We start from the raw sequence: 19,988 nt of genomic DNA, 5'->3' as shown, positions 1-19,988 counted from the left end.
ATACATGGAACATGCACCTTGCATCAGCCAGATCGCCACGCTGCTGGCCGACCCAAAACGCAGCGCAATGATGTGGGCCTTGATGGACGGCACTGCGCGGCAGGCTGAAGAGCTGGCGTTGCTGGCCGGGCTGTCGCCGTCTTCGGCCAGCGCTCATCTGGGCCGTCTGTCCGCCGGTGGCCTGTTGAAAGTCGAAGCCCGTGGCCGCAAACGGTTTTTCCGCCTGGCGGCACCCGAGATCGGCGCTGCCGTCGAAGCGCTGGCCAGCGCGACCCTGGCCAGTACGCCGCGCCAGCTTCCGGAAGTCTTCAAGCGCGGAGTCATGCCGGGCAAGGCCCCGTCGGCTCCCGCTTCGTTGATGCGGGCCAGGCTTTGCGAAGACCATCTGGGCGGCACCCTGGCGGCCGACCTGTATCAGCGCCTGCTGGATGCCGGATGGATCGAGCAGGGCGACCAGCGGGTGATCGTGACTCACAAAGGTGCCAATGAGCTGGCCGGGCACGGCCTGTTCATCCAGGCGCTGGCCCACCGCAACGCCCGCACCGCTTGTGCCTGCCCGGACTGGAGCGAGCGACGTCCGCACCTGGGGGGCGCCTTGGGTGCTGCGTTGCTGCAACTGTTCATGCAGTCCGGTTGGCTGAGCTTGCCCAACGACTCCAGGGCCTTGCAGGTAACGGTGCTTGGCCAGCAGGAAATCCATCGGTTCGCCACGCAGGACACCGTGGAAATGGCGTTCTAGGGCTGCCGACAGGTCGTATTCAGCAATAGCCTCCAGCAAGGTTCGCGCACACTCGAACCTGGGATTTTTTTGGATTGGGGGAAACAGCATGGATACTCACGGCTACAGCGCGGCGGAACGTCTGGAGCGACTGCCCATCAGCGGCTACCACCGGATTATTTTCATCATTATTGCCTTGGCGTTTTTCTTCGATTCCATGGACCTGGCCATGATGACGTTCCTGCTGGGCTCGATCAAAGCCGAGTTTGGCTTAAGCACCGCCCAGGCAGGTTTGCTCGCCAGCTCCAGTTTCTTTGGCATGGTACTGGGAGCATCGCTGTCGGGCATGCTGGCCGATCGGTTCGGGCGCAAGCCGGTGTTCCAGTGGAGCATCGTGTTGTGGGGCGTCGCCAGTTATTTGTGCTCGACCGCCCAGAGCGTCGATTCACTGATGCTGTTCCGCATCCTGCTGGGTATCGGCATGGGCATGGAGTTTCCGATCGCTCAGTCGATGCTCTCGGAACTGATCCCGGCCACACGCCGAGGCCGCTATATCGCGTTGATGGATGGCTTCTGGCCGTTGGGTTTCGTGGCGGCGGGCGTGCTGTCGTATTTCCTGTTGCCGGTGATCGGCTGGCGCGACATCTTCCTGGTGTTGGCGGTGCCGGCGGTGTTCGTCCTGGTCATTCGCTTCTTCATTCCCGAGTCGCCGCGCTGGCTGGAACAGGCCGGCCGGGGGGACGAGGCGGACGCCGTGCTCAAGCGAATCGAAGACAAGGTCCGAGCCTCGTTGGGACGTGGAGAATTGCCTGAACCGATTCGTCTGCCGAGGGGCGAGAGCACGCCGGGCAATTTCTTTTCGGCCCTGGCGCAGATCTGGTCACCGCTGTATCGCCAGCGCACGATGATGATCTGGAGCGTCTGGTTCTTCGCCTTGCTCGGTTTTTATGGCCTGACGTCCTGGCTCAGTGCCTTGTTGCAGCAGTCCGGATTCGCCGTGACCCAGTCGGTGTATTACACCGTGCTGATTTCCTTGGGCGGGATTCCCGGCTTCCTCATGGCGGCGTGGCTAGTGGAGCGCTGGGGACGTAAACCGGTGTGCGTGGTCACGTTGCTGGGTGGTGGGGTGATGGCGTTTCTTTATGGTCAGAGCGCGGTGTTTGGCGGCAACGTGGGCCTGCTGATCGGCACCGGGCTTTTGATGCAGTTCTTCCTGTTCGGCATGTGGGCGGTGCTCTACACCTACACGCCAGAGCTGTACCCCACCTCGGCACGGGCCACGGGCTCGGGTTTTGCCTCGGCTGTCGGTCGCATTGGTTCGCTGCTCGGGCCCCTGGTCACCGGATTGGTGTTTCCCATTACCGGACAGGGCGGTGTGTTCGCCCTGGGCGCGCTGTGCTTCGCCGTGGCGGCGGGGGTGGTCTGGTTGTTTGGCGTGGAGACGCGGGGCAAGACGTTGGAGGAGTTGAGCGAGGGTACGGTGGCCGGTTAAACCACTTCACTCTTGTGGGAGCGAGCCTGCTCGCGATGGCGGTAAGTCAGGCGACATCGATGTCGAATGTCATGCTGCTATCGCGAGCAGGCTCGCTCCCACAAGGGGGGCATCACCCGTCTTAGGGTTTTACCAGTCGTGCATCCAGGCTGTTCTGCGCCAGGCGTGTGGCCTGGTCCTGGGTCATCCCCAGATGGGTGTGCAGCGCGTGGAAGTTTTCGGTGACGTAGCCGCCGAAGTACGCCGGGTCATCGGAGTTGACCGTCACCTTCACACCGCGTTCGAGCATGTCGAGGATGTTGTGTTGCGACATGTCGTCGAACACACACAACTTGGTGTTGGACAACGGGCAGACCGTCAGCGGGATCTGTTCGTCGATGATCCGCTGCATCAGTCGTTCATCTTCAATGGCCCGCACGCCGTGGTCGATGCGCTGGATCTTCAACAGGTCCAGGGCTTGCCAGATGTACTCGGGCGGGCCTTCTTCACCGGCGTGGGCAACGGTCAGGAAGCCCTCGTTGCGTGCACGGTCGAATACCCGCTGGAACTTGCTCGGCGGGTGACCCATTTCCGAACTGTCCAGACCCACGGCCACGAACGCGTCGCGGAACGGCAGCGCCTGGTCGAGGGTTTTCTCGGCCTGTTCTTCGCTCAGGTGGCGCAGGAAACTCAGGATCAGGCCGCTGGTGATGCCCAGTTGCTGTTCACCGTCCTTGAGCGCCGCGGCGATGCCGTTGAGCACCACTTCGAACGGGACGCCACGGTCGGTGTGGGTCTGCGGGTCGAAGAACGGTTCGGTGTGAATCACGTTCTGCGCCTTGCAGCGCAACAGGTAGGCCCAGGTCAGGTCGTAGAAATCCTGGGAGGTGCGCAACACGTCGGCGCCCTGGTAATACAGGTCGAGGAATTCCTGCAGATTGTTGAAGGCATAGGCCTTGCGCAGGGTGTCCACGTCGCTCCACGGCAGGGCGATCTTGTTGCGTTCGGCCAGGGCGAACAGCAGCTCGGGCTCCAGCGAGCCTTCCAGATGCAAATGCAGTTCAGCCTTGGGCAAGGCGTTCAGCCAGTCGTACATGTTCTTTTCTCATCAGCGAATCGATGGCAGGCATTCTACAGGGGCTGGCCGCAATGTCTGGTAAAACCTGACCGGCTGATCCACTACACCGCCTGTTGCTCCCGCCGATAAGCATAGGTGTCAGCGAAGCGTGACAGCAGGAATTCGGCGCAGGTGGTGGTCGGGTACTTCGGTGGGTGGCCCTCATCCTGACAACCGGGCAGGCATTGGATCTGCGTGTCGGGGTGCGGCTCGGCAAAGAACGGCATCGAGTAGCGGTCTACCCCCAGCGGGCTGATCACCCGGTGGGGGGTGGACAGGTAACGGTCGTTGCTCCAGCGCGCCATCATGTCGCCGAGGTTGACCACGAACGTGCCGTCGATGGGCGGCGCGTCGATCCATTGGCCGTTGACGTTGCGCACTTGCAGGCCACCAGCGGCGTCCTGGTAGAGCAGGGTGATGCAGCCGTAATCGGTATGGGCGCCGGCACCTTCCTGTTCGGCAGAGCTGGCGGTGTGACGCGGCGGATAGTGAATCAGGCGCAGCACGCTCACAGGCTCGGTGAAGCGCGTGTCGAAGAAGTCCCGCTCGATGCCGAGCGCCAGGGTCATGGCGCGCAGCAGTGTTTGGGCAAGGGCCTGCATGTCGCGGTAATGCTGCTCCATCAGGGGTTCCCAGCCCGCCAGGTCCGGGTGTCGGTTAGGACCGCGCAGAGGCTTGTGCGCCAGCACGTCGGGATGATCGGCCGGCAAGTGCAGGCCCATGTCGAAGGTTTCTTTCAGGTCGCTGGGTTTGGCCGGGTCCAGTTGTTCGGTGGCGACGGCGCCGTAGCCGCGATGATGGCGGGTCTGGGTGATGTCTATCTTGAGTTTTTCTTCTACCGGCAGCCTGAAGAAGCGTTGGGCATGGTCCAGGACTTCGTTGATGCGAGCCGGGCTGATGGGGTGACCCTTGATGTAGAAAAAGCCCCACTGGCGACAGGCCTGGTCGATCTGGTTGGCGACCGATTGCCAGGCGCTGGGGACATCGCCGTAGAGCGGGCTGATGTCGATGATGGGAAGGCTGTTCATGCGGCTTTCCTGATTGTGTGAGGGGGCCGATGTGGGAGCGAGCCGGCTCGCGATAGCGATTTGTCTGTCGACATCAACGTTGAATGTCAGTCCGCTATCGCGAGCAGGCTCGCTCCCACATGGGGTGTTGTGTTGAGCCTGGGGTTACTTTGGAATCTCAGCCTTCATACCTTCGACGTAGTAATTCATCGACGCCAGTTGCGCATTGGTAGCGCTCACGCCCGCCGGGATTTTCTCGACGCCGGCCTGATCCTTGATCGGCCCGGTGAACGGATGGAAAGCACCGCTCTGGATGTCGGCGATGATCTGCTCGGCTTCGCCTTTGACCGCCGCTGGCACCAGGTCGCTGATCGGCAGTTTCACCGTGCCTTCCTTCAGGCCGCCCCAGTAGTCCTGGGATTTCCAGCTATGGTCGAGCACGCTTTGGGTGGCCTGGATGTAGTGCGGGCCCCAGTCGTTGACAATCGAGGTCAGCACCGCCTTGGGACCGAAGTGGGTCATGTCCGAAGCGTAGCCGACGGCGTAGACGCCGCGCCGCTCGGCGGCCTGGATCGGCGCCGGGCTGTCGGTGTGCTGGAATACCACATCCACGCCCTGGTCGATCAGTGCGTTGGCGGCATCGGCTTCCTTGCCCGGATCGAACCAGGAGTTGACCCACACCACTTTGATTTCGGTGCCGGGGTTGTACTTGTTCAGGGCCAGTTGGATCGCGTTGATATCGCGGATCACTTCTGGAATCGGGAAGGAGGCGACGTAGCCGATTTTTTTGCTTTTGGTCATCTTGGCCGCGATGAAGCCGCCGACGTAGCGACCCTCATAGGTGCGTGCCAGATAAGTGCCCAGGTTCTTGTCCTGCTTGTAGCCGGTGGCGTGTTCGAAGGTCACTTTGGGGAATTGCTTGGCGACCTTCAATGTCGGGTTCATGTAGCCGAAGGACGTGGTGAAGATCAGGTCGTACTTGTCCTTGGCCATGTTGCGGATCACCCGCTCGGCGTCGGCGCCTTCAGGCACGTTTTCCACGTAGTTGGTGGTGATTCGGTCGCCGAGTTTCGCCACCAGTTCCTTGCGTCCCTGTTCATGCTGGTAGGTCCAGCCGTGGTCACCGATGGGGCCGATATAGACGAAACCGACCTTCAGTGGGTCGGCAGCGCTGGCATTCAGGCCGGCGCTCAGACCGACAGTCGCAGCGACGGCGCAAAGCAACATCTTCAAGGGACGCTTGTGCATGAACTCGAACTCCATTTTGTTGTGAGGTTGGCTGAACAGCGCTAATGCAAAATGCTGACCAATAGGACAACAAAATCTGTGATCTTTTCGAGGCAGCCATCGCGAGCAAGCTCGCTCCCACAAGGACAACGCAATACCTGTGGGAGCGAGCTTGCTCGCGATGAGGTCCTTGAGATCGATAAAGGTGCACCTGCCACCCACTCGCCACTCCCTGGTGCGTCACTTCGCCCGAACGTTCGCCGCCCCCTACAGTCAGTAGCTCATGACCCCGCCCACGTTGATAGGCCCGCGATGCTGACTTTGATCAAGCAAGAAAAACTGCTGTTGCTGGCGCTGATCGCTGCGGTGCTCGCCTATCCGCTGGAACACTGGCTGTTGGGCAGCGGACAGATCGTGGCGTTGCTCGGCGGTTTGGTCCTGATCGGCTTTATCGTCGCGGCTTCCATGCGTGTGGCCCATCACGCCGAGCTGCTGGCAGAGAAGGTCGGCGATCCCTACGGCACGATGATCCTGACCCTGTCGGCGGTGCTGGTAGAAGTGGTGATCCTGGCGATCATGATGAGCAACGAAGCCTCGCCAACGCTGGTGCGCGACACCATCTATTCTGCGGTGATGCTCGATATCAACGGCATTCTTGGCCTTGCGGCGCTGATGGGCGGAATCAAGCATGGCGAGCAGGCTTACAACGATGATTCGGCGCGCACCTACAGCGTGATGATCCTCACCGCCATGGGCGTGTCGATGGTGGTGCCGGAGTTCATTCCCCAAGAGAGCTGGAAGCTCTATTCGGCATTCACCATCGGCGCGATGATCGTGCTGTACACCCTGTTCCTGCGCATGCAGGTGGGGCCTCACAGTTACTTTTTCAGCTACAGCTACCCGGAAAAACGCCGTCGGAAAGAGCCGGTGGAAAACCAGCCGAAACCCATCAGCCTGACGTTCTCCATCGCGGCGCTGGTGTTTGGCGTCGTAGTGATCGGAGCGTTGGCCGAGGTCATGTCCAAAGCCATCGACCTGGGGCTGGAAGGTTCAGGGGCGCCGCCGGTGGTTACGGCGATTCTGGTGGCTGCCATTTCCGCGGCACCGGAAATCCTCACCGCCTTGCGCGCGGCGTTGGCCAACCGTATGCAGTCGGTGGTGAATATCGCCTTGGGGGCTTCGCTGTCCACCGTGATCCTCACCGTGCCGGTGATGGAAGCGATGGCGCTCTACACCGGCCAGCCGTTCCAGATGGCAATGACCCCGGTGCAGACGGTGATGATCTTCATCACCTTGATCGTCTGCGCCATCAACCTCAACGATGGGGAAACCAATGCCATTGAAGGCATGACCCATTTTGTGTTGTTCGCGACGTTTATCATGTTGTCGTTGCTGGGACTCTAGAAGAGTATCGCGGGCAAGCCTTGCTCCCACTGGTCTCACGGCAAGGCTGCTTCATACATCCACCCTTGATGTGGGAGCAAGGCTTGCCCGCGATAGCGTCCGGTCAGGCGCCGGCGATCAACTCCCGCGCCGCCTGGCTGTGATCAGCAATCAACCCCTTCAGGTCCAACCCTTCGACCTGTCCGCCGATGACCCGCCACTGCCCACCGACCATCACTCGGTCCGCCCGGTCCGCGCCGCACAGCAGCAGGGCCGAAACCGGATCGTGACTGCCGGAGAAGCGCAGTTCGTCGAGTTTGAACAGCGCCAAGTCAGCCTGTTTGCCCACCGCCAGCTCACCGATATCGTTGCGCCCCAGCAGTTGTGCCGAGCCGCGGGTCGCCCAGCCCAGCACTCGCTGCGGGGTGATCGCCTGCGCGCCATAGCGCAGGCGCTGAATGTACAACGCCTGGCGGGTTTCCAGGATCATGTTCGAGGCATCGTTGGAGGCCGAGCCGTCCACACCCAGGCCCAGCGGTGCGCCGGCGGCGGTGAGTTCCAGGGTAGGGCAGATGCCCGAGGCCAGGCGCATGTTGGAGCTTGGGCAATGGCAGATGCCGGTGCCGGCGGCGCCGAGCCGGGTGATTTCCTCAGGATTGAAATGAATGCCGTGGGCCAGCCAGGTGCGCGGGCCGAGCCAGCCGACGCTGTCCAGGTAGTCCACGGTGCGCAGGCCGAAGCGTTGCAGGCAGAAGTCCTCTTCGTCGAGGGTTTCGGCCAGGTGAGTGTGCAGGCGTACGTCGAGTTTCTCCGCCAGCTCGGCGCTGGCGCGCATGATTTCAGGCGTGACCGAAAACGGTGAACAAGGCGCCAGGGCAATCTGGATTTGCGCACCGTCGCCGCGCTCATGGTATTGGCTGATCAACCGCAGACTGTCCTCGAGAATCACGTGGCCCTGCTGCACGGTCTGTTGTGGCGGCAAGCCACCGTCGGCTTCGCCCAGGCTCATGGAACCGCGGGTCAGCATCGCGCGCATGCCCAGTTCACGGACACTTTGCACCTGCACATCGATGGCATTTTCCAAGCCTTCGGGGAACAGGTAATGGTGATCGGCCGCTGTGGTGCAGCCTGAAAGCAACAGTTCGGCCAGCGCCACTTTGCTCGCCAAAGCGAGCTTTTCCGGTGTCAACCGCGCCCATACCGGGTAGAGGGTTTTCAGCCACGGGAACAGGGGCTGGTTCACCACCGGTGCCCAGGCGCGAGTCAGGGTCTGGTAGAAATGATGATGGGTGTTGATCAGCCCCGGCAGGATCACATGTTCGCCGGCGTCGAAGACTGTGTCGCAGGGCTGGGCGGGTTGCTGGCCGGCCATCAGCAATTCGACGATCACGCCGTTTTGCAGGACAAGACCGCCACGGGCATCGAGGTCGTTGGCCGTGAAGATGGCGAGGGGATTTTTTAACCAGGTACGGGTCGCAGGCATGGTGGCCGGCTCCTCTGAAAGTGGGTTCAGGTTAGCCAGCTCAGTGATGCCCTGTCTGCTGATCCAGGGTCGCCCGTTGGGTAGGGCGAGGTGCTGAGTTTACTCAGGTTGCGGGGCACATTTCCAGAGTTGAACGGGAGCCATGTGGGAGCGAGCCTGCTCGCGATAGCGGTGTGTCAGTCGACATCATGGTGAATGTCAGGCCGCAATCGCGAGCAGGCTCGCTCCCACAGGGGGAAGGCTTGGGTTACCAGGGAATCGTCTCGCCCTTGTAGTTGACGAAATGATGCCCACCCTTGCCGGCAAAGGCATTGACCTGATCAATCAGGCCGCGGGTGCTGGTCTCGACATCAATGTCCGCCCCTTCGCCACCCATGTCGGTCTTCACCCAGCCCGGGTGCAGCGACAGAACCGTCAATGTCTGCTCGCCCAATTGAGTGACAAAACTATTGGTCATCGAATTGAGCGCCGCCTTGCTGGCCTTGTACAGCGCCAGTTCCGGGGCGTCAGGCATGGTCACGCTGCCCAGCACGGAGCTCATGAATGCCAGCACGCCACTGCCGTCGCGGATCTGGCCGACGAAACGCTGGGCCAGATTGATCGGTGCCACGGCGTTGGTGAAGAACAACTGGCCGACTTCGGCCAGCGTCGCACCGCCGGGGCTCTGGTTGTCAGGGCCTTTGACGCCGGCATTGACGAACAACAGGTCGAAGGTTTCGTCCTTGAGCTGCTGGCTCAGGGTGATGACGGCTTGCTGGTCGTCCATGTCGAGCTTTTCGATCCGCACTGGGCCCAGTGCCTTCAACGCCTCGGCGTTCTGCGGGTTGCGCACGGTGGCGGTCACGCTCCAGCCATCGCTGAGCAGCGTCTTCACCAGGCCGAGGCCCAGGCCCCGGGAGGCGCCAATGATCAATGCGTTTTTTGCCGAATTCATGAGGAGCATCCTTGATGAAAAAAGGTCACGGATTTAATGGACAGCGTTGCCCGAGCCGTTGTTTCAGCTCATGGCGCAACGCGTCGAGTTCGGTCATACGGGTTTCGATCAGGTTCAGTTTGTCTTGCAGCAATTGCGTCACGGCGCAGTCAGGGTCCTGCGCCTGCCACAGGGCGGCGACGCTGGCGCCGATCTCGCCGAGGGTAAAACCCAGACGCTGGGCGGTCTTGATGTAAAGCACCAGTTGCACCATGTCGGCGGGGTAGTGGCGATAGCCATTGGCGCTGCGCTGCGCCGCGATCAGGCCACGCTGCTCATAGAAGCGCAGGGTGTCACGGCTGACGGCGCAGGCTTGGGCGAGTTCACCGATGCGCATGGTGGGTCTCCGAAGGGCTTGACCTTGGAGCATACCCCAGGCTTTAGGCTCTTTGCTTCCCAATTATCTGGAGCAAGGTGTATGTGGACTTTGATGCAATATCGCCGGGTGGTGCGCGGCAGTGCCTGGTATGACCTCATCGTGTCGGCCGTGCTGGCCACGCCGTGGAGCTTTGCGGCGTTGCATGGTGTGTTGATGAGTATGACTCAGCTATTTGACCTGCCTGGAGAACTGCCGCCGTTCGCGCCGGCGCATGTGCTGATGGTGAATCTGCTGGGCTCGATTGTCTGCGTGTGGGCGGTGCTGCGGATTCGTGATCCGCAGCCGCTGTACGGGCGTTATGACGCGGCGGGGCGGTTTTTGTTTTCCGTCTGGATGCTGTATGCACTGCTTCATGGGGCCAGTGCGGTGTTGTGGGTTTTCCTGTTTTTCGAGTTGGTGTGGGGCTTGGTTCAGGTATTGCCTGTTCGGGCCTCATCGCGAGCAGGCTCGCTCCCACAGGGAGAGATGGGGCGAGCCTGAAACTGACGGTCACCCCGATCAAATGTGGGAGCGAGCCTGCTCGCGATAGGCGCGCCGCCGTCTACCTCAATGCCCTGCCTGCCAAGGCTGTCCCAGCGACACCGGCGCGTACAGCCGCGTGCGCACCGCGTCCCGGGACAGCAACACCAACACCACAATGGTCGCGACGTACGGCAGCATCGCCAGCAAGCTCGATGGAATCGCCAGCCCCAAGCCCTGGGCCACCAGGTGCAGGATGCTGGCGAGGCCGAACAGGTAGGCGCCCAGCAGCAGGCGCCAGACTCGCCAACTGGCGAACACCACCAGCGCCAGGGCGATCCAGCCGCGCCCGGCGCTCATGTTCTCGGCCCACATCGGCGTGTACGCCAGCGACAGGTAGGCACCCGCCAGCCCGGCCATGGCACCGCCGAACAGCACCGCCAGGGTCCGCACCCGCAACACCGGCAGGCCCATGGCACTGGCGGCATCGGGATTTTCCCCCACCGCCTGGATAATCAGCCCAACGCGACTTTTCACAATCACCCAGGCCACCAGGGCGAACAGTGCAAAAGACAGGTACACCAGCAGATCCTGGGCAAACAACATCCGCCCGATCAACGGGATGTCGCTCAAGTAGGGAATCGCCAGCGGCTCGAACCCCGCCAGCGGCTTGCCGACCCAGGCCGCGCCGACAAAACTCGACAGCCCCACGCCGAAAATCGTCAGCGCCAACCCGGTGGCCACCTGATTGGCATTGAACACCAGCGCTACCAACGCGAACAGCGCCGACAACAGCATCCCGGCGGCCATCGCCAGCAGCACGCCAAGCCACAGGTTGCCGCTGTTGAACGCGACGATAAAACCGATCACCGCGCCGAACAGCAACATGCCTTCCTGGCCCAGGTTCAAAACACCACTTTTCTCGCAGATCAGCTCACCCAGGGCCACCAGCAGCAACGGTGTGCCGCAACGGATCATAGCGTAGAAAATATTGCTCAACAGGTCGATATCCATCACAGCGCTCCTGCCTGTACGGCGGTGGTCCGGGTGCGCCGGGCCCAGCGCAGGTTCAGGCGCGGCCGATACAGGATCAGTACGTCGCAGGCCAACAGGAAAAACAGCATCATGCCCTGGAACAGCTGGGTGATTGCCTGGGGAAGGTTCAGCGACATCTGCGCGCTTTCGCCGCCGATGTACAACAAGGCCATCAGCAGGCTGGCGAACAGAATGCCGATGGGATTCAGACGTCCCAGGAACGCCACGGTAATCGCCGCATAGCCGTAGCCCGGTGACACTTGCGGCACCAGTTGGCCGATTGGCCCGGTCACTTCGCAGACACCGGCGAGCCCGGCCAGTGCACCGCTGATCAACAGCGCCAGCCACACCAGCGGCTTCTGGCGAAAGCCGGCGAAGCCGGCGGCCCGAGCGTCCAGGCCCAGCACTTTGATCTGAAACCCGACAAAACTTTTCTGCAGCAACACCCAGACCGCCACCAGTGCCAGCAGGGCGAAATACAACCCGGCATGAAGCCGCCCGTCTTCCACCAGCAATGGCAGGCGACTGGCATCGCCGAACATCGCCGACTCCGGAAAGTTGAACCCGGCCGGGTCTTTCAGCGGTCCGTGAACGCAGAACAGCAGCAGGTTAAGTGCGATGTAATTGAGCATGATGCTGGTCAGGATTTCATTGGCATTGAAGCGCGTGCGTAGCCACGCCGTGAGCCCGGCCCAGGCGGCACCGGCGAGGGTGCCGGTCAGCAGAATCAGCACCAGTGCCCAGCGGCTTTGCATGCCGATGATGTTCACCGCGACGGCGCTGCCGGCCAGGGCGCCCAATAGCAATTGTCCCTCGGCGCCAATGTTCCAGATTCGTGCCTGGTAGGCCACCGCCAGGCCGAGGGCGCAGAGCAGGATCGGCAAGGCTTTGACCAGCCATTCGGACACACCGTATAGATCACTGATCGGGGCGATCAACAAGGTGTACAAGGTTTGCAACGGATCATGCCCCAGGACGGCGAACAGCAGCGAGCCACAGCCCAGGGTCAATACGGCGGCCAGCAGCGGCGAGCACCAGAGCATCAGGCGCGATTGTTGGCCGCGGGGTTCAAGAGACAGCAGCATAAAAACTCCGTTAGACCGTCGCGGGATCAGGGGATTGAGGGGCGTCGAACTGGCCGGCCATCCAGCCGCCGACGTCGCTAAGCCGGGTTTGGACAGTGGGCCTCAAGGCGGACAAACGCCCGCCACACAAAGCGCCGAGGCGGTCGCTGATCTGGAACAGTTCGTCGAGGTCTTCGGAGATCACCAGGATGGCGGCCCCCGCATCGCGTAAGGCAATCAGGGCCCTGTGGATGGTCGCCGCCGCGCCGACGTCTACGCCCCAGGTCGGATGCGCCGCCACCAGCAGCCTGGGCTGTTGAAGGATTTCCCGACCGAGGATGAATTTTTGCAGGTTGCCCCCCGAGAGGCTGCGCGCCGGGGTTCTGGTGTCGGGCGTCTTCACCCCAAAACGACGGATAATCTCCTCGGCCAGGTGCTCGACCTTGCGCCGTTGAATCAGGCCGCAACGGATCAGTCCTTGTTGGAAGGCGCTGAGCAGGGCGTTATCCGCCAGGCTCAATTGCGGCACGGCGCCGTGGCCCAGGCGTTCGGCTGGAACAAATGCCAGCCCGAGGCGGCGCCGGGCATTGGGGCGCAGATGCGCCACCGGTTGCCCATCGAACCTGATCGTCTCGCCTTTGTGGCGGGGCAGTTGCGTTTCACCGCTGAGTAATGCCAGCCACTCGTCCTGCCCATTCCCCGCCACTCCGGCGATACCGACGATTTCGCCGCTGCGTACCTCAAGGTCTATATCCCGTAACGAGCAACCGAACGGGTCTGGGTTTGGCCATGACAGTTTGTGGATCTCAAGGAACGCTTTGTCTGCGCTGACCTTGGGATAGTCCGCGATCAGCCCGGCCGCTTCGCCGACCATCAACTGCGCCAGTTCCCGGTCCGAGCACTGCGCTGGTGTGCAATGCCCTGACACCCGTCCGCCGCGCAGCACCGTCGCGCTGTGGCACAACGCGCGGACCTCGCCCAACTTGTGGCTGATGAACAAAATGCTGCAGCCTTCGCTCGCCAGGCGCCGCAGGGTCACGAACAGTTCTTCGGCTTCCTGGGGCGTCAGCACCGAGGTAGGTTCATCGAGAATCAGCAGACGGATGTCTTGCATCAAGCAACGAATGATCTCCACCCGTTGACGTTCGCCAATCGACAGGCTGTGGACCAACCGCTGCGGCTCCAGGGCCATGCCGTAGCGTTGGGAAACTTCGCGGATTCGCGGCTCCAGTTGCGCCGGTGTGCCGGCTGCCGCGCCCATGGCCAGGGCGATGTTCTGCGCCACGGTCAGGGTTTCAAACAGCGAGAAATGCTGGAACACCATACCGATGCCCAGGCTACGGGCCTGGGCCGGGTTGCGCAGGTCGACCCGTTGGCCTTGCCAGATCACCTCGCCCGAATCGGCTTGGGTAACGCCGTAGATAATCTTCATCAGGGTGCTTTTGCCAGCACCGTTTTCGCCGAGCAGCGCGTGGATCTCGCCGGGCTGGATGCTCAGGTCGATGGCGTCATTGGCCAGGCAACCTGGGTAGCGTTTGCTGATCTTGCGCAATTGCAGGCGCGGGATGGAATCGGGGTCGGACATGACAGGCTCGGGTCAGGGGACATGAATGCCTGTGGATAAAGCAATTTCCTGGCCAGTAGGTCAGGAAATGTCAGCGAGCCCCGCGCTTTGCCTATCGGCTTGGCTTACCCGCCAACACCCTCGTTGTGGATAGGGCACCGCAATGGGGCGAGCAGGTGATAGAGGCGCTGTTTGTGCCCCGAAACGGGTGGTTAAAAAATGATCAGGCGGCTGTGAGCCATGCCTTTCATGGGACGGCGTGAGCCATGAACGGGTTATCCACAGGATGTTCCACAGTTATTGTGCGCAAGCCTGAAGGTCTGGCATAACCAGCGCCCGGCTTTCTTCTAAAGGTGATAAAACCTCGCAAGCATTTGTTTTGCTGAAGAATTCGTACAGAAAACAGTGCTTTGATCAAAAAACGAACAACGGCCGCAAAGCCGCATGACAGAAGGGTTACAGCGGAATGTGCTCAGGTTATCCACAGTCGGGTGCACAGTGGATGTGGGCAAGTCGCACGATGGCGTTTGCCCTGAAAAGTCGCAGACCCCCTCGCGCTCAACGGGCCAGCAGAATCCGTCCACGGCTCAGGTCCGCCAATTGCTTTTGCAATGTTTCGATCTGCGTTTCACCCACGGCCACCTGCAAGTCCACGCCATTGGCTGTAAAGCTTTCTGTGTTCACCAGCCCGCCGCACTCGGCGACCCGCAGTTTCACCAGGGCCAGTTCCGCGAAACCGCAGGTGCAGCGCAGCGCCACACGGCTGATCAACTCAACCTTCTCGGCGTTTTGCAGGCATTTGTTCGCGCCCCCGCCATAGGCCCGGGCCAAGCCTCCGGTGCCCAACTGGATTCCACCGTACCAACGGATCACCAGCACCACGACCTGATCGCAAGCCTGGGCTTCGATGGCCGCCAGGATCGGCCGCCCGGCGGTGCCACCCGGTTCGCCGTCGTCGTTGCTGCGGTATTGGTCGCCGAGTTTCCAGGCCCAGCAGTTGTGTGTGGCGTTCAGATCGCTGTGCTGCTCTATAAAGGCCACGGCGTCGGCAGGGCTGGTGATAGGGGCGGCGAGGGTGATGAAGCGGCTTTTGCGAATCTCTTCGCGGTATTCACAAAAGCCGGTGAGGGTAAAAGGCATGAGGATCTTAAAAGGTTGGTTTCAGGCCGCAGCCCTTGAGAATGATGCGGATCAGGTTGTCGCCGGCATCGATCATGTCCTGCTTGGTCAGCTTGCTGCGACCGGTCACGCGGCAGATCTGGGTGGCGAAGTCGGCGTAATGCTGAGTACTTCCCCACAATAGAAAGATCAGGTGCACGGGGTCGATCGGGTCCATCTTGCCGGCATCGATCCAGGCCTGGAACACTGCCGCGCGGCCGTTGAACCAGGTGCGATAATCCTGGTTGAAATATTCAGTCAGGCATTCACCGCCGCTGATCACTTCCATGGCGAAAAGCCGGGACGCCTGGGGATGGCGGCGGGAGAACTCCATTTTGGCGCGGATGTAGCGGGTCAGGGCTTCGGCCGGATCATCCTCGGCGGTGAGGGTATTAAAGGTGCTGTCCCACAACTCGATGATGTTGCTCAGCACCGCCACGTACAACCCAAGCTTGTTGGTGAAGTAATAATGCAGGTTCGCCTTGGGCAGCCCGGCCTTCAAGGCAATGGCATTCATGCTGGTGCCTTTGAACCCGTGACGGGCGAATTCATCTTCGGCGGCCTTGAGGATGGTCTCTTCGTTTTTTTGACGAATGCGGCTGGTGGGCTTGCCACCGTGGGCAGGGACTTCAAAGGTCATGGGCGTTTCCGGGCTGGGTCTGTGGGGCAAGCAAATGCGTTGATAGCGCACCGGCAGCGATCCGACAAGTGCCATCACACTAAAAGCCTTTCGCTGGGGGCAGACTAACCCAGCCAATGTCGGACCAAGGGTTAGCGGGTTGCCGCCAGGCTCTGGAGAAAACTCTCCAGCACCAGATGAGGCCGACGCCCCTTGCGCGTGACTGACGCCAGGCTCAAATCATAGAAACGGGCCGTGGGTTTGAGGGCGCGCAACCGTCCCTGCTGGACCCACAGGCTGGCGTAATGATCCGGCAGGTAACCGATGTAGCGCCCTGTAAGAATCAGGAACGCCATGCCTTCGCGGTCCGATGCACTGGCAGTGCAATTGAGTGCCTGGTAGTGGGCCTGGATCTCGGCGGGCAGGCGGAAGGTCGGGGCGATGGCATCCTGGCTGTTGAGGCGAGCGTCGTCCAGTTGTTGGTCATCCACATAAAACAACGGATGCCCGACCGCGCAATACAACAGCGAACGTTCGCTGTAGAGCGGTTGATACTCCAGCCCGGAAAGGGCACTGGCCTGAGGCACCACGCCGACATGCAGTCGGCCGTCGAGTACGCCTTGTTCGACTTCGTTGGGGGCGATCATGCGAATCTGAATCTGCACGTCTGGACCGCGTTCCTTCAATTGGGCCAGGGCATGGGTGATGCGCATGTGGGGCAGGGTGACGAGATTATCGGTCAGGCCGATGATCAATTCGCCGCGCAAGTGTTGATGCAGGCCGTTGACTTCGGTGCGAAAGCTTTCCAGTGCACTTAATAGTTGCAACGCCGATTGATAGACCTCGCGGCCTTCCTCCGTCAGGGAAAAGCCCGCCCGCCCGCGCTGGCACAACCGTAGGCCAAGACGCTGTTCAAGGTCGCTCATCTGCTGGCTGATGGCGGAGCGACCGATCCCAAGCACCGTCTCCGCTGCGGAGAATCCACCGCACTCCACCACGCTGCGAAAAATGCGCAACAGACGAATATCAAAGTCGCTGACCTGGGCCAGTGGATCGGGACGACGCGCGCTCATAGTTTAGTGATCTGCTGACTGAAGGTTAGAAAAGTTGGATTTCATCGACTTTATCGCCGTGGCAAGTTAGCTGCAAGAACGCCTTTGGATCCCTGTCGCTTCTCTCCTGCGAGGTTCTGTCGATGAACATGCCCGAACATGCTGCCGGCTCCCTGGCCAGCCAGCTCAAGCTTGATGCCCACTGGATGCCTTACACCGCCAACCGCAACTTCCAGCGCGATCCACGTCTGATCGTCGCCGCCGAAGGCAGTTGGCTGGTGGATGACAAAGGGCGCAAGGTCTACGACTCGCTGTCGGGCCTGTGGACGTGCGGCGCCGGGCACACCCGCAAGGAAATCCAGGAAGCGGTCGCCAAACAGTTGGGCACCCTCGACTACTCGCCGGGCTTCCAGTACGGCCATCCGCTGTCGTTCCAGTTGGCAGAAAAAATCACCAGCCTGACACCGGGCAACCTCAACCATGTGTTTTTCACCGACTCCGGTTCCGAGTGTGCCGATACCGCGGTGAAAATGGTCCGCGCCTACTGGCGTCTCAAGGGCCGGGCGACCAAGACCAAGATGATCGGCCGTGCTCGTGGTTACCATGGCGTGAATATCGCCGGTACCAGCCTGGGCGGCGTCAGCGGCAACCGCAAGTTGTTCGGCCAGGCGATGATGGACGTCGATCACTTGCCCCACACGTTGCTGGCAAGCAATGCCTATTCCCGTGGCATGCCAAAAGAGGGTGGTATCGCCTTGGCCGATGAGCTGTTGAAGCTGATCGAACTGCACGATGCCTCCAACATCGCCGCGGTGTTTGTTGAACCGATGGCCGGCTCCGCTGGCGTACTGGTGCCGCCTGAGGGGTATCTCAAGCGCCTGCGGGAAATCTGCGATCAGCACAGCATCTTGTTGGTGTTCGACGAGGTCATCACCGGGTTCGGCCGCACCGGTTCGATGTTCGGTGCCGATAGTTTCGGCGTGACCCCGGATCTCATGTGCATTGCCAAGCAGGTTACCAATGGCGCGATCCCCATGGGCGCGGTGATTGCCAGCTCCGAGATCTACCAGACGTTCATGAACCAGCCGACGCCTGAGTACGCAGTGGAATTCCCCCATGGCTACACCTATTCGGCGCATCCGGTGGCATGCGCGGCAGGCTTGGCGGCACTGGATCTGCTGCAAAAGGAAAACCTTGTACAAAGCGTGGCCGAGGTGGCTCCGCATTTCGAGAAGGCCTTGCATGGCCTGAAGGGGGCGAAGAACATCATCGACATCCGCAACTATGGCCTGGCCGGGGCAATCCAGATTGCGCCCCGCGATGGCGATGCGATCGTGCGCCCGTTCGAGGCTGGCATGGCGTTGTGGAAAAAGGGGTTCTACGTGCGTTTCGGCGGTGACACCCTGCAATTCGGGCCAACGTTCAACAGCAAGCCACAGGATCTGGATCGTTTGTTCGATGCGGTCGGTGAAGTGCTGAACAAACTCGACTGACGCGTCCCTCTATATAGCTTTTAATACGGGCGTCCGGCAGCGGGCGCCTGTGGATAACATTCTGGAGTCCCCATGAGCCTCATTGCGCATTTGATCAATGGCGAACTGTTGAGCGACAGCGCTCGTACCGCCGACGTGTTCAACCCTTCCACCGGCCAGGCGATTCATCAGGTGCCTCTGGCCGATCGTGCGACGGTCCAGCAGGCTATCGACGCCGCCAAGGCGGCTTTCCCTGCCTGGCGCAGCACACCGGCGGCCAAACGCGCGCAGGTAATGTTCCGGTTCAAGCAGTTGTTGGAGCAGAACGAGTCGCGCATCGCCCAGTTGATCAGCGAAGAGCACGGCAAGACCCTGGAAGACGCGGCTGGAGAGCTTAAGCGCGGGATCGAGAACGTTGAATTCGCCTGCGCGGCACCGGAGATTCTGAAGGGCGAATACAGCCGTAACGTAGGACCGAACATCGACGCGTGGTCAGACTTCCAGCCCTTGGGCGTGGTGGCGGGCATCACGCCATTCAACTTCCCGGCGATGGTGCCGCTGTGGATGTACCCGCTGGCGATCGTTTGTGGCAACTGCTTCATCCTCAAACCGTCCGAGCGTGACCCTAGTTCGACGTTGCTGATCGCCCAATTGCTTCTGGAAGCCGGGTTGCCCAAAGGCGTATTGAGCGTGGTGCATGGCGACAAAGCTGCAGTGGACGCGCTGATCGAAGCGCCGGAGGTGAAGGCGCTGAGTTTTGTCGGCTCCACGCCGATTGCTGAATACATCTATGCCGAAGGCACCCGGCGCGGCAAACGCGTGCAGGCACTGGGTGGGGCGAAGAACCATGCGGTCTTGATGCCGGATGCGGATCTGGATAACGCCGTCAGTGCGCTGATGGGGGCGGCCTACGGTTCGTGCGGCGAACGCTGCATGGCGATCTCCGTGGCGGTGTGTGTGGGCGATCAGGTGGCGGATGCGCTGGTCGCCAAGCTGGTGCCGCAGATCCAGTCACTGAAAATCGGCGCGGGTACGTCGTGCGGACTGGACATGGGGCCATTGGTGACCGGTCAGCATCGCGACAAGGTCAGCGGCTATATAGAAGATGGCGTATCGGCGGGTGCGTCGCTGGTTGTCGATGGTCGCGGTTTGAGCGTGGCCGGGCATGAGGAGGGGTTCTTCCTGGGCGGCTGCCTGTTTGATCGCGTGACGCCTGAGATGCGCATCTATAAAGAAGAGATTTTCGGGCCGGTGCTGTGCATCGTCCGGGTCAACAGCCTGGAAGAGGCGATGCAACTGATCAACGATCACGAGTATGGCAACGGCACATGCATCTTTACCCGTGATGGTGAGGCGGCGCGGTTGTTCTGCGATGAAATCGAAGTCGGCATGGTAGGCGTCAACGTTCCTTTGCCGGTGCCCGTGGCCTACCACAGCTTCGGTGGGTGGAAGCGTTCGCTGTTTGGCGATCTGCATGCCTATGGTCCGGACGGGGTGCGCTTCTATACCCGTCGCAAGGCCATTACCCAGCGTTGGCCGCAGCGTGCCAGCCACGAGGCGTCACAGTTCGCCTTCCCGAGCTTGTAAGCGGTAGGTGGGTGAAGAGGCCGGTGTCTTTGGACACCGGCCTCTGTGTTTGCGGGGGGCTTTTGGCTGTTGTGACAGAAATATGAAAATAGATGTTGACGGCAAATCCTGGACGTCTATAATTCGCCCCACTTCCGGCGCAGTCGAAACGAAAAACTCCTTGAGTTTCAATGAGTTAAACGATTTTAGGCAGCGCAGGGCTTCAGGTCATCGAAGCTTG

General features: G+C 61.1%; 18 protein-coding genes. 6 read left to right on the top strand and 12 right to left on the bottom strand.

The genetic code is table 11. From position 1 onward, the window contains the following. The first annotated feature begins 4 nt into the window (after positions 1-4). Both PSEUDOMOFG3G_RS24080 and PSEUDOMOFG3G_RS24075 read left to right on the top strand, forming a co-directional pair. Positions 5-739 carry a helix-turn-helix transcriptional regulator gene (locus PSEUDOMOFG3G_RS24080; RefSeq protein ID WP_047227419.1) on the top strand — a complete coding sequence of 245 codons (735 nt, stop codon included), beginning with the start codon at positions 5-7 and terminating at the stop codon, positions 737-739. Positions 740-827: 88 nt separating this feature from the next. Continuing rightward, positions 828-2,210: an MFS transporter gene (locus PSEUDOMOFG3G_RS24075; RefSeq protein ID WP_139051239.1), complete on the top strand. Its 1,383-nt coding sequence runs from the start codon at positions 828-830 to the stop codon at positions 2,208-2,210. Positions 2,211-2,331: 121 nt separating this feature from the next. Here the strand turns inward: PSEUDOMOFG3G_RS24075 and PSEUDOMOFG3G_RS24070 are convergent, their stop codons facing one another. The 3 genes from PSEUDOMOFG3G_RS24070 to PSEUDOMOFG3G_RS24060 all read right to left on the bottom strand — a co-directional run bounded on the left by PSEUDOMOFG3G_RS24070 (position 2,332) and on the right by PSEUDOMOFG3G_RS24060 (position 5,561). After that, positions 2,332-3,285, bottom strand: a complete 954-nt coding sequence (locus tag PSEUDOMOFG3G_RS24070; RefSeq protein WP_076386484.1) for an adenosine deaminase — start codon at positions 3,283-3,285, stop codon at positions 2,332-2,334. Positions 3,286-3,368: 83 nt separating this feature from the next. Continuing rightward, a complete protein-coding gene (locus PSEUDOMOFG3G_RS24065; protein ID WP_139051238.1) occupies positions 3,369-4,334 on the bottom strand; it encodes a 2-oxoglutarate and iron-dependent oxygenase domain-containing protein in 966 nt (321 codons plus the stop codon). A gap of 144 nt (positions 4,335-4,478) precedes the next feature. Continuing rightward, entirely contained in the window at positions 4,479-5,561 is a 1,083-nt protein-coding gene (locus tag PSEUDOMOFG3G_RS24060; protein WP_139051237.1) for a BMP family ABC transporter substrate-binding protein, read from the bottom strand. Positions 5,562-5,852: 291 nt separating this feature from the next. Here PSEUDOMOFG3G_RS24060 and PSEUDOMOFG3G_RS24055 point away from each other — a divergent pair, with 291 nt between their 5' ends. Continuing rightward, positions 5,853-6,944 (top strand): calcium:proton antiporter, encoded by a 1,092-nt coding sequence (locus PSEUDOMOFG3G_RS24055; RefSeq protein WP_047227424.1) that lies wholly within the window; start codon positions 5,853-5,855, stop codon positions 6,942-6,944. Between the two features lie 103 nt (positions 6,945-7,047). Here PSEUDOMOFG3G_RS24055 and PSEUDOMOFG3G_RS24050 read toward each other — a convergent pair whose 3' ends face one another. The 3 genes from PSEUDOMOFG3G_RS24050 to PSEUDOMOFG3G_RS24040 form a co-directional block, all read right to left on the bottom strand. Then, on the bottom strand, positions 7,048-8,406 hold the full coding sequence (locus PSEUDOMOFG3G_RS24050; RefSeq protein ID WP_139051236.1) for an 8-oxoguanine deaminase: 1,359 nt from the start codon (positions 8,404-8,406) through the stop codon (positions 7,048-7,050). A gap of 247 nt (positions 8,407-8,653) precedes the next feature. After that, positions 8,654-9,340, bottom strand: coding sequence for an SDR family oxidoreductase (locus PSEUDOMOFG3G_RS24045; protein ID WP_047227426.1), 687 nt, complete (start codon positions 9,338-9,340; stop codon positions 8,654-8,656). Positions 9,341-9,365: 25 nt separating this feature from the next. After that, positions 9,366-9,716 (bottom strand): MerR family transcriptional regulator, encoded by a 351-nt coding sequence (locus PSEUDOMOFG3G_RS24040; RefSeq protein WP_047227427.1) that lies wholly within the window; start codon positions 9,714-9,716, stop codon positions 9,366-9,368. Between the two features lie 81 nt (positions 9,717-9,797). Between PSEUDOMOFG3G_RS24040 and PSEUDOMOFG3G_RS24035 the strand changes: the two genes are divergently transcribed. Next, positions 9,798-10,238, top strand: a complete 441-nt coding sequence (locus PSEUDOMOFG3G_RS24035) for a hypothetical protein (protein ID WP_139051235.1) — start codon at positions 9,798-9,800, stop codon at positions 10,236-10,238. A gap of 66 nt (positions 10,239-10,304) precedes the next feature. On the opposite strand, the gene PSEUDOMOFG3G_RS24030 is transcribed toward PSEUDOMOFG3G_RS24035, so the two are convergent. From PSEUDOMOFG3G_RS24030 to PSEUDOMOFG3G_RS24005, 6 genes are all read right to left on the bottom strand, one after another. After that, positions 10,305-11,231: an ABC transporter permease gene (locus PSEUDOMOFG3G_RS24030; protein ID WP_139051234.1), complete on the bottom strand. Its 927-nt coding sequence runs from the start codon at positions 11,229-11,231 to the stop codon at positions 10,305-10,307. Further along, positions 11,231-12,337: an ABC transporter permease gene (locus tag PSEUDOMOFG3G_RS24025; RefSeq protein WP_047227430.1), complete on the bottom strand. Its 1,107-nt coding sequence runs from the start codon at positions 12,335-12,337 to the stop codon at positions 11,231-11,233. The genes PSEUDOMOFG3G_RS24030 and PSEUDOMOFG3G_RS24025 overlap by 1 nt, the downstream gene beginning before the upstream one ends. A gap of 10 nt (positions 12,338-12,347) precedes the next feature. Continuing rightward, positions 12,348-13,901, bottom strand: a complete 1,554-nt coding sequence (locus tag PSEUDOMOFG3G_RS24020; protein WP_076386468.1) for an ABC transporter ATP-binding protein — start codon at positions 13,899-13,901, stop codon at positions 12,348-12,350. 537 nt (positions 13,902-14,438) lie between these two features. Then, complete coding sequence (locus tag PSEUDOMOFG3G_RS24015; protein WP_139051233.1) at positions 14,439-15,020, bottom strand: YigZ family protein; 582 nt, start codon at positions 15,018-15,020, stop codon at positions 14,439-14,441. Between the two features lie 7 nt (positions 15,021-15,027). Then, a complete protein-coding gene (locus PSEUDOMOFG3G_RS24010) occupies positions 15,028-15,678 on the bottom strand; it encodes a TetR/AcrR family transcriptional regulator (RefSeq protein ID WP_047227433.1) in 651 nt (216 codons plus the stop codon). A 131-nt stretch (positions 15,679-15,809) separates the two neighbouring features. Then, on the bottom strand, positions 15,810-16,730 hold the full coding sequence (locus tag PSEUDOMOFG3G_RS24005; protein ID WP_047227434.1) for a LysR family transcriptional regulator: 921 nt from the start codon (positions 16,728-16,730) through the stop codon (positions 15,810-15,812). Positions 16,731-16,852: 122 nt separating this feature from the next. On the opposite strand from PSEUDOMOFG3G_RS24005, the gene PSEUDOMOFG3G_RS24000 reads away from it, so the two are divergent. Both PSEUDOMOFG3G_RS24000 and PSEUDOMOFG3G_RS23995 read left to right on the top strand, forming a co-directional pair. Next, a complete protein-coding gene (locus tag PSEUDOMOFG3G_RS24000) occupies positions 16,853-18,202 on the top strand; it encodes an aspartate aminotransferase family protein (RefSeq protein ID WP_139051232.1) in 1,350 nt (449 codons plus the stop codon). Positions 18,203-18,274: 72 nt separating this feature from the next. Beyond that, entirely contained in the window at positions 18,275-19,768 is a 1,494-nt protein-coding gene (locus PSEUDOMOFG3G_RS23995) for a CoA-acylating methylmalonate-semialdehyde dehydrogenase (RefSeq protein ID WP_139051231.1), read from the top strand. The last annotated feature ends 220 nt before the right edge of the window (positions 19,769-19,988 follow it).

The sequence above is a fragment of the Pseudomonas sp. FG-3G genome (genome assembly GCF_901007645.1).
GTDB classification, from domain to species: domain Bacteria; phylum Pseudomonadota; class Gammaproteobacteria; order Pseudomonadales; family Pseudomonadaceae; genus Aquipseudomonas; species Aquipseudomonas rhizophila.
This window is presented reverse-complemented; position numbering and strand designations above follow the sequence as displayed.